The sequence below is a fragment of the Planktophila warneckei (SeqCode) genome (assembly GCF_965234675.1).
Classification (GTDB): Bacteria; Actinomycetota; Actinomycetes; order Nanopelagicales; family Nanopelagicaceae; genus Planktophila; species Planktophila warneckei.
Genome location: NZ_OZ248350.1, coordinates 737554 through 752385, shown reverse-complemented (window position 1 = coordinate 752385; position 14832 = coordinate 737554). Strand labels below are relative to the sequence as shown.

Sequence of the window (14832 nt, the reverse complement as noted above, 5' to 3'; positions counted from 1 at the left end):
TCCTTGATGTTAAGTGCACGATTGAAGCCGGCGGTCACACGAGTAATTACTCCTGTGGCCTCCTTTGCGCTGCGCTGCGGAATCACGCCCAATGCGGTGACTTGGGTTGGGGCTATTGGCGTTGTTGCATCTGCCATGTATTTCTATCCTCGTGGAGAATTTTTCATTGGAACAGTGATTATCTTTCTCTTAGCTTTAAGTGATTTATTTGATGGCACCATGGCACGCATTTCTCAGGCCGGATCTAGCAAGTGGGGCGGCTTCCTAGATTCAACGATCGATCGCATTACCGATTCAGCGATTTTGATTGGTGTAACGATCTACTTAATTAATCAGGATGACTCGTTATCTATGGTTGTTTTAGTGACCCTGGTGTCAGGAATGTTGGTTCCATATATTCGAGCTAAGGCTGAAAGTTTTGGAATCGCGTGTTCAGGTGGAATCGCAGAGCGCACTGAACGCTTAATCATTTCACTGACTGCGATTGGTCTAGAGGGATTGGGAGTTCCTTACGTGCTTGCAGCAGGCATGTGGTTACTAGCCATCCTCGGAATCTTTACCGTTATTCAAAGAATGCTCATTGTTAAGCGAGCAATTTAAATGAAAGAGAACTTAACTGCATATGTGTATTTTGCTGGGTGGCGAATTGTTAGATGGCTTCCTGAAAAGTTTGCCTACTCTTTAGCGTATTCAGTAGCAGACATCTTGGCTCGTAGAAACGGTAAGAGTGTTCAACGCCTACGAGAAAATTTGCAACGAACGCAACCCGACATCACCGCGCTGGATTTAGATCTACTGACCATTAATGCAATGCGTTCATATATGCGCTATTGGTGCGACACCTTTAGATTTCCAGATTGGTCGCAGCAGCGAATTAGTCAGACCGTTACCGTCGAAAATGAGCATTTGTTGATGGATGCAATAGCCGCGAAGACCGGTGTAATTGTGTCGCTTCCGCACGCAGGCAATTGGGATCACGCAGGAGCTTATTTCTGTGGCAAAGGTGTCAATCTAGTTACCGTCGCTGAACATTTAAAACCAGAAAAACTCTTCCAGAAGTTTCTTGCATTTAGACAGAACATGGGCATGGAAGTTCTGCCCTTAGATGGACGTGTTCTAGGAACTCTTGCGCAACGCCTGCGCCAAGGTGCTTTGGTTGCCTTAGTTGCAGATAGAGATTTATCCCGTTCAGGTATCGATGTTAAATTCTTTGGGGGACCAGCTCGCATGCCGGCTGGGCCTGCATTATTGGCGCTTAAGACTGATGCTCCGCTCATTACAGCTTTTGTTTCATACACAGAAACCGGAATCAATATTGTTTTCAAGAATGTGGTGATTCCGACGGCTGGAACTCAAGAGCAAAAAGTTGCCGAAATTGTTCAGATGACAGCCCAACATTTTGAAGATGGAATTAAAGAAAAGCCCGAGGATTGGCACATGCTTCAGCGCATTTGGATTGATGGCGACTTCGTGGAGCGCAACTAATGCTCACACGTTCGCTCAAAATTGGAATTGTCTGTCCATACAGTTGGGATACGCCTGGTGGAGTACAAAATCATATTCGTGACCTTGCAGAGTTTCTGATTGCAGCAGGTCACGAGGTTTCAGTTCTTGCACCTGCAATTGATGAAAGCTTGCTGCCCTCATATGTGGTCAGCGCCGGAAAACCAATTTCGATTCCATATAACGGCGCAGTTGCTCGAGTCCTTTTTGGACCAGTCGCCTTTGCCAGAGTTCGTCAGTGGATTTCGCAAGGGGATTTTGATTTATTGCATTTACATGAGCCAGCCATTCCTTCAATTTCATTGTTGGCATGTTGGGCTGCTGATGGTCCAATGGTTGGAACATTTCACGCCGCCGCTAAACGCCAAAAGATCATCTTTGCAATCGGGCCGATTCTGGAACCTGCAATCGAGAAATTGTCTGCTCGAATTGCAGTCTCTGAAGCAGCTCGCCTTACGCTTACAGATCACTTAGATACGGATGCCGTAATTATCCCTAATGGAATTTATGCTTCGCGGTATGCCCATGGGACTAAACAAAGTAAATGGCAAGGAAACACAATTGGTTTTATTGGTCGATTTGAAGAACCTCGCAAGGGATTAAGCGTTTTAGTCGAAGCGTTACCAATCATTGCTCGTTTTGCTCCAGATATTAAGGTTTTTGTGGCAGGCCCTGGTGACTCGACAGATGTTGAAAAAAGTATTGATCCACAGTTGCGTCATCGTTTTGAATTCTTGGGCAAAATTTCAGAAGAGGACAAAGCTGATTTCATGGCATCGGTTTCTTTGTATGTGGCTCCCAACACCGGAGGAGAATCCTTCGGAATCATTTTGGCTGAGGCACTTGCTGGAGGCGCATGTGTAGTTGCTAGCGACATCCCGGCTTTTGATGATTTATTAGGTCACGGTGAGTTTGGCGCACTATTTACTTCAGAAGATTCAACAGATTTAGCAAAGGTCATCATTGATTTACTGCGTGATGATGCTAAACGCCAGAAATTATCGGAGGCTGGAAAAGCTCGAGGCCAAAGTTTTGATTGGACTGCGGTAGCAGAGCAGATCTATTCAGTTTACGAGATGTCAATTGTCGGTAGTGAAAAGGTTCGTTTAGCCTCGGATACCAGATCCTGGAATCGTTTTCTATCTAAGGATGACAAGTGATGATTAATTGGGTTGCCTTAGCTTTTATTCTTTTGATTTCTCTGTGGTATCTATCTTTCACTGCAACTCGCTTGGATCGATTGCATCATCGCGTCGAAACGAGTTGGGCCAATTTGGATGTATTGCTTCAAAAGCGAGCAGCGGTAGCACTTGAAATTGCACACAGCGACATCGCCGATCCTGCATCATCGATGTTGTTGACCGGAGCTGCATATCAAGCGCGCGATGCCGATATTAAGAGTCGATCACAGGCTGAAAGCGGTCTTTCAGGAGCGCTAGGACTTTTGCTTGAAGATTCGCAGCATCTGGCCACAGCCGCAGACAATTTTCTGCTCACTGAACTCTCAGCATTGACTGACAAGATCCGAGTCGCAATCGCGATCCACACCGATGCAGTGAGTAGGACTCAAATGGTTAGAGGTAAGTTTGTTGTGAAGGTTTTCAGATTAGCTGGTACCGCCCCATTGCCCGTCACCTATGAGTTTGAATCTGATGTTCTTTAAACGCAGTTTGGTAATTGCGACAGCACTAACTCTTTCACTCAGCGGATGCGCGGTAGTGACAGATTTGCTTCCTCAGCGCACGGAAAAGAACTTCCTGACAGGTAAACCCGGAACCAATGGTCCTCTTCTTGTTGTAAAGATTGATGACACAACCCAAGCACATCCTCAAATTGGTCTTGAGGATGCAGATGTTGTTTACATCGAACAAGTAGAAGGTGGCTTGACTCGTCTTGCTGCTGTCTTTTCATCAGTGATCCCGCAACGTGTTGGTCCAGTTCGAAGTGCGCGAATCTCTGACATCGACATCGTGGCTCAGTATGGACACATTGCATTTGCATACAGCGGGGCTCAGAAAAAACTTTTACCTGTAATTGCGGCAGCTAATCTGCAAGACCTAGGTGCTCAACATGAGGGTTCAAGTATTTATACAACTGATCCAAATCGCATTCCTCCGTATGCAATGGTGCTGCGTGCAGATTTACTCATGCAGAAAGTCGCGGAAAAGAAGTATTCAATTGATGTAGCAAAAAATGTGGGTTCAATCTTTGGTGATTTGCAAGAAGGTGGAACTCCAACGACAAAGGTTGTTATGCATTGGCCAGCTGCAACATATTCTGCTCAATGGTCTGAGACAGAACAGCGGTGGTTGTTACAACATAACAACAACACAAACCTTGCTGAAAGTGGGATTCATCTAGGTCCGACCACATTGATTATTCAGATGGTTTCAATAATTCCATCTGAATACAAGGACAAACTTGGGGGAGTAACACCGTTATCTCAAACAGTTGGTTCAGGTAAGGCGTACGTTCTACGCAATGGCGAATTGTTTGCAACTACATGGAATCGTCCTTTTGAAGATTCAGGCACAACCTTCACATTAAATAACGGGGAGCGGATGAACTTTGCTCCAGGTCAGATATGGATAGCCTTGACCGACCGTGAGCCTGATTTCACGTCGCGCCCAACCTCAAAGACAAAGTAGTATTTGCTCCTATTCTTTCGATCGAAGCGGAGTTTGGTGATATGGCTGAAGTAACAGGCACTGGTCGCGTTAAGCGCGGTATGGCAGAGATGCTTAAGGGCGGCGTCATCATGGATGTTGTTAACGCTGATCAAGCAAAGATCGCCGAAGATGCAGGCGCAGTTGCTGTCATGGCTCTTGAGCGAGTACCAGCAGATATCCGCGCACAAGGTGGCGTTGCACGTATGTCAGATCCTGACATGATCGAGAAGATTCAAGCAGCTGTTTCGATTCCAGTAATGGCAAAGGCACGCATTGGTCACTTTGTTGAAGCCCAAGTTCTGCAATCTCTCGGCGTCGATTACATCGATGAATCTGAAGTTCTTACTCCTGCAGATTATGAAAACCACATCGATAAGTGGGACTTCACAGTTCCATTTGTATGCGGAGCAACAAACCTTGGTGAGGCGCTTCGCCGTATCAATGAAGGTGCAGCAATGATCCGCTCAAAGGGTGAAGCTGGTACCGGCGATGTTTCTAACGCGATGCAACACATGCGCAAGATCGGTGGCGAAATTCGTCGCCTCTCCTCACTTCGTGAAGATGAACTCTACGTTGCAGCTAAAGAGCTCCAGGCACCATATGACTTGGTTAAAGAGGTAGCGCAAACTGGAAAACTCCCAGTGGTTCTATTTACTGCCGGCGGAATCGCAACGCCAGCTGATGCAGCATTGATGATGAGCATGGGCGCCGATGGAGTATTTATTGGTTCCGGAATTTTCAAATCTGGTAATCCGGCACAACGTGCAGCGGCATGTGTTCGTGCAACAACATTTTGGGATGATCCAAAGGTAATTGCTGATGCATCTCGTGGCTTGGGTGAAGCGATGGTTGGAATTAACGTTGCCGATCTTCCTGCACCACATCGTCTTGCTGAACGCGGTTGGTAATTTCTTAACCAATGAAGGTTGGTGTTTTAGCGCTACAAGGTGATGTTCGTGAACATGTCAGTTCGCTCATTGCGTGTGGGGTTGAACCCATTTCAGTTCGCAGATCATCAGAAATCGATGCAATTGATGCCCTTGTTTTACCTGGGGGAGAGTCAACAACTATTGCGCAATTGGCTGAGGTTTTTGGAATTTACGATCAGCTAAAAAGCAGAATTGCTGAAGGAATGCCGGTGTACGGTTCTTGTGCCGGAATGATTTTGTTAGCCAATGAAATTCTCGATGCCAAGGTTGGACAGAAAACCTTCGGTGGTTTAGATATCACGGTTCGTCGTAACGCCTTTGGGCGTCAAGTAGATTCCTTTGAATCAGATATTGCATTTAATGATGGTTCAGCAGATCTGATCCGTGCCGTGTTTATTCGCGCACCTTGGGTTGAAAAGGTTGGAGCAGGTGTTGAAGTTTTAGCATCGGTGGAAAATCATCCGGTAGCGGTCCGTTCAAAGACAGTTTTAGCTACTTCTTTTCACCCAGAATTAACGGGAGACCATCGGATTCATAGATACTTCATTGAAGAGGTAGCCCGTCCAGCGCTCGAGAAGGTAAAGTAGCGCCATAATTTGGCTCAGCCAGTTTAAAACGAGATTGAGGTGTTTCCATGTCCGGCCATTCCAAATGGGCGACGACCAAGCATAAGAAGGCGATCATTGATAGCCGACGTGCAAAGGTGTTTGCAAAGCAGATTCGCGCAATTGAAGTAGCTGCTCGTAATGGTGGCGCCGACATGGATGGCAATCCAACTCTGTTTGATGCGGTTGCAAAGGCGAAGAAATCTTCGATGCCATCGGACAATATTGAACGTGCGATCAAGCGCGGTGCAGGTCTTGAAGCGGGCGCAAAAGACTGGATCACAATTATGTATGAAGGTTACGGACCAAATGGCGTAGCGATCATGATCGAATGTTTATCTGACAACCGAAATCGATCAGCATCTGAAGTAAAGGTTGCCGTTACTCGTAATGGTGGATCTATGGCAGATCTAGGTTCAGTTTCATACCTCTTCAATCGCAAGGGCGTTGTAATTGTTAAGAAGGATGGAACCCTGACAGAGGATTCAATCCTAGAAGCGGTTCTTGAAGCCGGCGCTGAAGAGGTCAATGATTTGGGCGAGGCCTTTGAAATCGTAAGTGAACCTGTAGATCTGGTTCCGGTTCGTACCGCTTTGCAGTCGGCAGGAATCGATTATGAATCTGCAGACTCCTCATTCCTGCCTTCAATGAGCATTCCGTTGGATGCAGATGGTGCTAAAAAGGTTTTTGAACTGATTGACGCTATTGAAGAGCTAGATGATGTTCAAAATGTTTACAGCAACTTCGATGTTTCCGATGAGGTTATGGCGAGCCTCGAATAGGTAGTTGCTCGTTATCTCTAGGCTTGAACACTGATCTAACGAGGAAAGCACGAGGACAACGATGAGAGTTTTGGGTGTTGACCCAGGTCTTACACGTTGCGGTGTTGGAGTTGTTGAAGGCGCTATTGGTGCGCCTATATCTCTAGTTGAAGTCGGAGTTATTTTGACGCCAACTGAAGCCCCTCTAGAACAGCGCTTACTTGATTTAGATCAGCAACTTTCTCAGTGGGTAAATATGTGGAAGCCAGATGTAATTGCGGTCGAACGTGTTTTTTCACAACACAATGTTCGAACTGTTATGGGAACTGGCCAAGCAGCCGGAATTGCTTTGTTAATCGCGGCAAAGGCGGGAATTCCAGTCATGATGCACACGCCATCTGAAGTAAAAGCCTCAGTCACCGGAAGCGGACGTGCGAACAAAGCCCAAGTAGCGACAATGGTGCAAAATATTTTGCGACTAGAAAGTATACCTAAACCAGTTGATGCAACGGATGCTTTGGCGCTAGCAATTTGTCATATTTGGCGAGGTGGAGGCAATACCAAGATCGCCAACGCACTTGCCGCAGAACAAACTCGTTTAAAGAAGTTGCGTGCGCGATGATCTCATTGTTAACCGGAACTGTTCGCTCAATTTCAACTGATCGCTTAACTGTTGAAGTTGGCGGATTCGGATTGTCGGTGTTGGTAAATCCCCAAACTTCGGCGCAAGTAACACTTGGATCCCAAATTCAACTTTTCACCTCATTGGTTGTCCGCGAAGATTCTTTGACTTTATTTGGCTTTATCACTGAAGAGTCTCGCTCTTTGTTCGAGTTAGTTCAGACTGTTTCTGGAATTGGACCGAAGGTTGCCCTATCGATTTTAGGTGCCTTAACACCAGAAGATCTTGGTCGAGCCATTTCTCAAGAGGATATTGCCGCGATTGAAAAGGTGCCTGGTATTGGTCGCAAAGGTGCGCAACGACTTATTTTGGAGCTCAAAGGTAAGTTATCTGATCTATCTCATGCTCAGCAATACAAAGCGCATCAGCCTGCTTGGCGTGAACAATTAACCAGTGCCTTGGTTTCATTAGGTTTCTCACCTAAAGAATCTGATGCGGCAATCTCTAATGTTGTTTCTAGTCTGCAAGCAGATGAGGTGGATGCATCCACAGTTGAATTGAGTGAACTGTTAAAACTTACCCTGGCAAGCGGAAAGAGCTCACGTGGCTGATGATCGTTTAGTTACTCCGCAGATCAAGGGTGAAGAGTCGGCACTTGAACATGCGTTGCGACCAAAATCATTAAAGGATTTTGTAGGACAGCATCGAGTTCGAGAACAGATTGATGTTTTGTTAACCGCTGCACGTCACCGCAATTCTCCTGCAGATCATATTTTGTTGTCTGGACCTCCAGGTTTGGGAAAAACAACGCTTGCTTTAATTTTGGCATCTGAAATGCAAGCACCAATTCGAATTACTAGTGGACCTGCAATTACCCATGCTGGGGATTTAGCAGCGATTCTTTCCTCACTTGTAGAAGGTGAAATTCTCTTCTTAGATGAGATTCATAGATTGCCAAGACCTGCTGAAGAGTTGCTGTATTTGGCGATGGAGGATTTTCGAGTAGATGTTGTTGTGGGTAAAGGACCAGGTGCAACGGCGATTCCTTTGCAGCTTCCACATTTCACATTAGTAGGCGCAACAACTCGTGCCGGTTTATTGCCAAGTCCTTTGCGCGATCGTTTCGGCTTTACCGCACATTTGGATTTCTACAATGAAGCAGACATCGCTCATGTAATTACCCGTAGCGCCGAGCTTTTAAAAATTGATATTGATAAGGATGCAATTGTTGAGGTTGCAGGTCGCTCACGGGGTACTCCACGTATTGCTAACCGCTTATTGCGACGTGTTCGTGATTATGGTCAGGTTCAAGGCAGTTCACGGATTTCGTTGGTTGATGCCAAAGCTGCACTAGAGATGTATGAAGTTGATGAGCTAGGTCTAGACCGATTGGATCGAGGAGTTCTAACCGCTCTGATCGAACGATTCAATGGGGGTCCAGTCGGCTTATCTACCCTGGCAATTGCCGTAGGCGAAGAGATCGAGACCGTTGAATCAGTGGCCGAACCCTTTTTGGTCAGAAATGGCTTCATGGCCAGAACCCCACGCGGAAGGGTCGCGACCGCTCAGGGCTGGCGACATATAGGACGAACACCACCTGCTGAAATTGCCTCGCTTTTCGACTTACCTGCACCTGACGCCTAGACTCTGCGGTTATGTCTACAACTAATAAACCTGTAAAGACGGCTGCCCGCCCTGGCCGTTCTTTGGCGATTCTTGGCTTGGTGCTTGTTGCCATGACCAGCCTCGTCTTCATTCAAGGAGCGACCTCAGTTCATCTTGGACTCGATCTTCGCGGAGGAACATCAGTTACTTTGCAACCTCGAATTGCTCCAGGTGAAGAAGGCAAAGTAACTAGCGAATCAATTGATCAAGCTGTTTCAATTATTCGTCAACGTGTTAACTCACTTGGTGTTGCCGAGTCTGAGGTAGCTGCGCAAGGAAGCGGAACTAACCGCCAGATCGTTATCTCTGTTCCAGGGGATACGGGTCGACGTGTAGTTGAGTTAGTTGGACAGACAGCAGAACTTCGATTCCGTCAGGTGCTTGCATCTGCTTCGGGAATTCCAGCTGCCGCCGATGCTGCAGCGACTCCAGCATCCGGAGTGAGTGCAGATGTCAATGCAAAGTTCGCAGCCCTTGATTGCACTAAGGCTGAGAATCTTCAAGGCACAGGAACTGATGCACCAACAGACACCATCGTCGCATGTGATCGTGCAGGGGGAACCAAGTACATCTTGGCTCCTGCTGAGGTACTTGGTCGCCAGATTTCTAAGGCAGCTGCCGGAATTGATACTCAAGGCGGAAATGCTTGGTATGTAAGTCTTACATTTAACAATGAAGGAACTTCAGCGTTCGGTGCTTTAACTTCACGTGTAACTTCATTGCCAGAACCAACAAATCAAGTTGCAATTGTTCTTGATGGATTAGTTGTTTCTTCACCTCGAATTACTGAAGCAATTCCTTCAGGAAATGCGCAGATCACTGGAAGCTTCACACAACTTGAAGCTCAGGATCTTGCAAATGTTTTGAAGTACGGTGCTTTGCCACTCGCATTTGATCGCGGCGAAGTACAACAGGTTTCACCAACACTTGGTGCAGATCAGCTCAACGCTGGTTTGATCGCAGGTGCACTTGGTCTGGGACTTGTATTCCTTTACTCATTGCTTTACTACCGTGGTTTGGGTCTTGTAACAGTTGGTTCTTTGACTGTTGCAGCAGCGCTTACATACCTACTGTTCTTGCTCTTGGGTGAATGGATTGGCTTTACTCTTACATTGGCTGGTATTGCCGGTGCCATTGTTGCAATCGGTGTAACTGCAGACTCATTCATTATTTACTTCGAGCGTATTCGTGATGAAGTACGTGAAGGCCGTTCGCTACGAACCGCGGTTGAAATGGGTTGGACACGCGCTCGACGCACCATTCTTGTTGCAGACTTTGTATCGATCATCGCCGCAGTGTTGTTGTACTTCTTTGCGGTAGGTGGCGTGCGTGGCTTCGCATTCACTTTGGGTCTAACCACTTTGATCGACCTTGTGGTGGTCTTTGTATTCACAAAGCCGCTGGTTTCAATCTTGTCTCGAGTTAATTTCTATAGCTCTGGTCATCCATTGTCAGGATTCTCAAGCAAGAGCTTGGGAACAATCGTTGCGAAGGAGGCATAAGAATGTCGAAGATGTCAGGTCTTGGCGGTCGTCTCTACCGCGGCGAAACAGCGATTGATTTCATTGGTAAGCGTCGTCGTTGGTACTCAATCTCAGCATTGTTCGTATTGGCATCAATTGCAGCTTTAACTCTGCAGGGTTTGCATCTTGGTATTGAGTTCAAGGGCGGATCCTCTTTCACCGTGAACCAATCAACAGCAACGATTGAACGAGCAGAGTCAGCTGTTAAATCTGCTGGCATCCCAGGTGAACTTATTGTTCAAAAAATTGGAAACGACAAAGTGCGCGTTCAAACTGGCGCACTCGATACGGTGCAAAACAACGCTGTTCAAGATGCATTGGCGGCCGAGTTCGGAGTATCTGTTGAATCCATTGACACTCAGATTATTGGACCATCATGGGGTAAGGAAATTACTCGCAAAGCGGTTTACGGACTCTTTGGATTCCTGATCGTAGTGATGCTTTATCTGGCGATGGCTTTCGAGCCCAAGATGGCGGTAGCGGCAATCGCTGCAGTGGTTCACGACGTTTTTATCACGGTGGGAATTTACGCATTGGTTGGCTTTGATGTCACACCTGCGACCGTCATTGGTTTCCTCACTATTTTGGGATATTCGCTTTATGACACAGTGGTTGTGTTCGACAAGGTTCGTGAGAACACTCGAGCGATTACCTCTTCTTCTACAAAGACTTATTCTCAAGCTGTTAACCATGCTGTTAATCAGACTTTGGTTCGTTCAGCAAATACCTCTTTGATCGCGCTTCTTCCTGTTGGCTCAATCTTGTTTGTTGGAGCAGGTTTACTTGGTGCAGGTACTCTGAAGGATCTTTCGCTGGCGTTGTTTATCGGCCTTGCGGTCGGTACTTACTCCTCAGTGTTCATTGCACCTCCAGTGCTTGCACAACTTCGCGAAAAAGAGCCAGCAATGCAGGCTCTTGCAAAGCGTGTTAACTCTCGCTCTGGTGCAACAACAGAAGGTGCTGTAAGTGCATCTGTTGCGGCGGTTAATGGACGTGGTCCACGTAACCAACCAAAGCGCAAAGGTCGTAAGTAAGGTTCTTTGTGGATACTTTGATAGCACCAGTAATTAGTGCTCTCAAAGAAAATCACGCCTCTGTAGATTCCGATGAGGTATCACGCGCATTTGAAGTTGCGCGTGATGCCCATGAGGGTCAACTTCGCAAATCAGGGGAGCCGTACATAACTCATCCTGTAGCTGTAGCCGAAATCTTGGCGCATCTCGGATTGAATCCAGCCACCATTATTGCTGCGCTGCTGCATGACACCGTCGAAGATACTTCATATTCATTAACCCAGTTGCGCACCGACTTTGGTGACGAGATCGCGAACTTAGTTGATGGTGTTACTAAGTTAGACAAACTTACCTATGGACCTACCGCCGAAGCTGAAACTGTACGCAAGATGGTTATCGCTATGTCTCGCGATATTCGTGTACTGGTTATCAAATTAGCCGATCGCTTACATAATGCGCGCACTTGGAAGTATGTTTCTGCTGAAAGCGCAGAACGAAAAGCTCGCGAGACTCTAGATATTTATGCGCCATTGGCACATCGCCTGGGAATGAATGCGCTCAAGTGGGAGCTTGAAGATCTTTCATTTGAAGTTCTTGAACCTAAGAAGTTTGAGGAAATTTCTCGCTTGGTTGCAGAGCGTTCCCCTTCACGTGACAAGTTAACAGAAGAGGTTATTAGCGCAGTCAAGGAGGATTTAGCACGTGATCACATCGAAGCTACGGTCACCGGACGCAAGAAGCACTTCTTCTCCGTTTATCAAAAGATGGTTGTTCGTGGCCGTGAGTTCAATGATATTTATGATCTTGTCGGGATTCGTGTCTTAGTAAATGATGTTCGTGATTGTTACGCAGTATTAGGTTCTATCCACGCACGTTGGAGTCCAGTACCCGGTCGTTTCAAGGATTACATCGCAATGCCAAAGTTCAATCTGTATCAGTCACTTCACACAACTGTTATTGGGCCAACTGGCAAGGCGATTGAAATTCAGATCCGTACCTACGATATGCATGCGCGTGCAGAATTCGGTATTGCAGCGCACTGGAAGTACAAGCAAGGACCAGAGAACTCTGAAAGCTCTCCTGAAATGTTGTGGCTGCGTCAACTGCATGAATGGCAGAAAGAAACAGAGGATCCTTCAGAGTTTCTTGAAGCATTACGTTTTGATCTAGGTTCTCCTGAAGTATTTGTTTTCACACCCAAGGGGAGCGTGGTGGCTCTGCCTGGTGGATCGACACCAGTGGACTTTGCCTTCTCGGTTCATACAGATGTGGGTTTGAGATGTGCCGGTGCAAAGGTCAATGGCCGTTTGGTTCCATTGGAATCTCGACTTAATAATGGTGATGTTGTTGAAATCGTCACCAATAAAAGTGAATCTGCTGGTCCGAGTCGCGATTGGCTTAACTTCGTAAAAAGTCCGCGTGCACGATCAAAGATCAAGGCATGGTTTAGCAAGGAACGACGTGAAGAAGCGATCGATGCAGGTCGTGAGTCAATCGCACGTCAGATGCGTAAAGCGGGACTTCCTTTGCAAAAGATTTTCGCGGGTCACTCATTACTCGAGCTGGCTCACGATTTACGATATTCAGATATCGAAGGTCTGTACTCGGCTGTTGGCGATGGGCATGTTTCTGCCGCTTCAATCATCGATAAATTGGTTGCATCGATGGGTGTGGAAGATTCACACCCAGAGCCCACCATGGATGTACTTCCAAACCGTGCACCTACTACAAGACGATCAAGCAACGCGGTTGATGTTGAGGGAACCGATGATGTTTTAGTAAAACTTGCTCGCTGTTGTACGCCAGTTCCTGGTGATCCAATTATGGGATTCATAACAAAGGGCAGCGGCGTTTCAATTCACCGCAACGACTGTACAAACGCTCACGATTTACAGAAACATCAATTAGATCGAGTTGTAAATGTTAAATGGCGCGTTGGGGCGGCATCTATTTTCTTAGTAAACATCCAGGTTGAAGCGTTGGATCGTGCCTCATTGCTTGCCGATGTGACTAGAACTTTGTCAGAACAACATGTAAATATTCTCAGCGCTGCCGTGAGTACATCAAAGGATAGAACCGCCTTTTCACGTTTTACCTTTGAAATGGCGGATGCAACCCACCTTGATGCTGTTTTAGCAGCGGTGCGAGGTATTGAAGGTGTTTACGATGTTTACCGAACAACTAATAATTAGTTGAACTCAGCTAAACCCTTTTCAGCTTCAGCAAGCCATACCTTACGAGCAGCAGCAGATTCAGAAGCCTCTTGTGACTTCTTTGCATTTCCACTTGCGGCAAACTTTGCAGCAGCCTTTTCATAGTTAGCGATTGACTCAGTTAGTTGAGCAACAACCTCTTGAGCGCGCTTCTTTGCAGCTGGATCTGTCTTGCGCCAGATTTCAGCCTCTGCCTCTTTAATAGTTGATTCAACTGCAGCTACTCGAGCATCAAGTGCTGCACGCTTATCACGGTGGGTCATTCCGATCTTTTCCCAAGAACGTAGGTGCTCATTGAGCGCCTTGCGCGCTTCTTTTACATCGGTAATTGGAAGTACGGCTTCAATAAGAGTTAATAGCTCTTCACGCTTAGCAAGGTTTGCAGCCATTGTTACATCGCGCTTTTCCAAATCAGCGTTCTTAGCTGTGAAGAACTTATCCTGAGCTGCCTTAAATCGTGCCCACAACTTTGCATCATCATTCTTCTTACCGCGACCGGCAGCTTTCCATGCATCCATGAGCGCCTTGTATCGCTTTGCTGTTGGAACCCATTCAGTTGATGTAGCAAGCTTTTCTGCCTCTTCAACAATCTTCTTCTTAGCATCTGCAACAACTGATTGAGTTGCTTCAAGAGATGCAAAGTGGGTACGACGACGCTTATCAAACTTATTACGTGAGGAAGAGAAACGCTTCCAAAGATCGGCATCAGCCTTTTTATCTAGGCGAGGAGCGGCCTTCCACTCATCAAGGAGCACCTTTAAGCGATCTCCGGTTGCCTTCCAGCTTTCAGACAGTGCCAAGCTTTCAGCTTCTGCAACAATCTTTTCTTTTTCGACAATTATTTGTTCGCGACGAGCAGCCTTTGCAGCGGTTTCTGCCGCCTTCTTTGCTTCATACGCCTCACGATGCCCTTCAATGAGTGGCTCGATCTGCTCAACAGAAGCAGCTAGCGCTTCGAGATCGCCAACACCATTGAGCTCTTTAACCTGATCGCGCAACTTCTTTACCGCTGCATATGCATCGGAAGGAACCATTGCACCGCTCTTAATGCGTGCAGCAAGTAGTGCAACCTCAGCAGCTAGTACCTCAAATTTGCGAACGAAGTAGGCAAGCGCTTCTTCTGCTGTTTTTCCTGGGTAAGAACCAACTGCTTTTTCACCCTGTGATGTACGTACAAAAACGGTGCCATCTTCTGCGACTCGACCAAAAGCTGAAGGATCTCCGATCAACGCACTGGCTGCGCTGGCCTGGTGTGGGAAATTCATATCTGTCATGAGAGTGATCCTTTCAGCGCGTTTCTTCATTATGAAGTTCGCTATGTGGTGGGTG

General features: G+C 46.8%; 15 protein-coding genes. 14 read left to right on the top strand and 1 reads right to left on the bottom strand.

All coding sequences use genetic code 11. The features are described 5' to 3' along the window. The first annotated feature begins 6 nt into the window (after positions 1-6). The 14 genes from pgsA (at position 7) to AC8GFU_RS03860 (ending at position 13482) form a co-directional block, all read left to right on the top strand. Complete coding sequence (gene pgsA / locus AC8GFU_RS03925; protein ID WP_506625845.1) at positions 7-600, top strand: phosphatidylinositol phosphate synthase; 594 nt, start codon at positions 7-9, stop codon at positions 598-600. Next, on the top strand, positions 601-1485 hold the full coding sequence (locus tag AC8GFU_RS03920) for a phosphatidylinositol mannoside acyltransferase (protein WP_506625844.1): 885 nt from the start codon (positions 601-603) through the stop codon (positions 1483-1485). It abuts the gene before it with no gap. After that, a complete protein-coding gene (locus AC8GFU_RS03915; RefSeq protein WP_506625843.1) occupies positions 1485-2663 on the top strand; it encodes a glycosyltransferase family 4 protein in 1179 nt (392 codons plus the stop codon). The genes AC8GFU_RS03920 and AC8GFU_RS03915 overlap by 1 nt, the downstream gene beginning before the upstream one ends. Next, on the top strand, positions 2663-3166 hold the full coding sequence (locus tag AC8GFU_RS03910) for a hypothetical protein (RefSeq protein WP_506625842.1): 504 nt from the start codon (positions 2663-2665) through the stop codon (positions 3164-3166). Before AC8GFU_RS03915 ends, AC8GFU_RS03910 begins: the two co-directional genes overlap by 1 nt. Further along, positions 3156-4151 (top strand): DUF3048 domain-containing protein, encoded by a 996-nt coding sequence (locus AC8GFU_RS03905; protein WP_506625841.1) that lies wholly within the window; start codon positions 3156-3158, stop codon positions 4149-4151. The genes AC8GFU_RS03910 and AC8GFU_RS03905 overlap by 11 nt, the downstream gene beginning before the upstream one ends. Positions 4152-4192: 41 nt before the next feature. Continuing rightward, entirely contained in the window at positions 4193-5080 is an 888-nt protein-coding gene (pdxS, locus tag AC8GFU_RS03900) for a pyridoxal 5'-phosphate synthase lyase subunit PdxS (RefSeq protein WP_506625840.1), read from the top strand. 11 nt (positions 5081-5091) lie between these two features. Continuing rightward, positions 5092-5688 (top strand): pyridoxal 5'-phosphate synthase glutaminase subunit PdxT, encoded by a 597-nt coding sequence (gene pdxT, locus AC8GFU_RS03895; RefSeq protein WP_506625839.1) that lies wholly within the window; start codon positions 5092-5094, stop codon positions 5686-5688. A 47-nt stretch (positions 5689-5735) separates the two neighbouring features. After that, entirely contained in the window at positions 5736-6488 is a 753-nt protein-coding gene (locus AC8GFU_RS03890; RefSeq protein WP_506625838.1) for a YebC/PmpR family DNA-binding transcriptional regulator, read from the top strand. Positions 6489-6549: 61 nt separating this feature from the next. After that, on the top strand, positions 6550-7089 hold the full coding sequence (gene ruvC, locus AC8GFU_RS03885) for a crossover junction endodeoxyribonuclease RuvC (protein WP_506625837.1): 540 nt from the start codon (positions 6550-6552) through the stop codon (positions 7087-7089). Further along, positions 7086-7700 carry a Holliday junction branch migration protein RuvA gene (gene ruvA, locus AC8GFU_RS03880; protein WP_506625836.1) on the top strand — a complete coding sequence of 205 codons (615 nt, stop codon included), beginning with the start codon at positions 7086-7088 and terminating at the stop codon, positions 7698-7700. Before ruvC ends, ruvA begins: the two co-directional genes overlap by 4 nt. Then, positions 7693-8733: a Holliday junction branch migration DNA helicase RuvB gene (gene ruvB / locus AC8GFU_RS03875; RefSeq protein ID WP_506625835.1), complete on the top strand. Its 1041-nt coding sequence runs from the start codon at positions 7693-7695 to the stop codon at positions 8731-8733. The genes ruvA and ruvB overlap by 8 nt, the downstream gene beginning before the upstream one ends. An 11-nt stretch (positions 8734-8744) precedes the next feature. Further along, complete coding sequence (gene secD, locus AC8GFU_RS03870) at positions 8745-10256, top strand: protein translocase subunit SecD (protein ID WP_506625834.1); 1512 nt, start codon at positions 8745-8747, stop codon at positions 10254-10256. A 2-nt stretch (positions 10257-10258) separates the two neighbouring features. After that, positions 10259-11311 (top strand): protein translocase subunit SecF, encoded by a 1053-nt coding sequence (gene secF / locus AC8GFU_RS03865; RefSeq protein WP_506625833.1) that lies wholly within the window; start codon positions 10259-10261, stop codon positions 11309-11311. An 8-nt stretch (positions 11312-11319) separates the two neighbouring features. Then, positions 11320-13482 (top strand): RelA/SpoT family protein, encoded by a 2163-nt coding sequence (locus AC8GFU_RS03860; protein ID WP_506625832.1) that lies wholly within the window; start codon positions 11320-11322, stop codon positions 13480-13482. On the opposite strand, the gene AC8GFU_RS03855 is transcribed toward AC8GFU_RS03860, so the two are convergent. Then, positions 13479-14777, bottom strand: coding sequence for a DUF349 domain-containing protein (locus AC8GFU_RS03855; RefSeq protein ID WP_506625831.1), 1299 nt, complete (start codon positions 14775-14777; stop codon positions 13479-13481). The two genes, AC8GFU_RS03860 and AC8GFU_RS03855, sit on opposite strands and share 4 nt — an antisense overlap. Between the last annotated feature and the right edge of the window lie 55 nt (positions 14778-14832).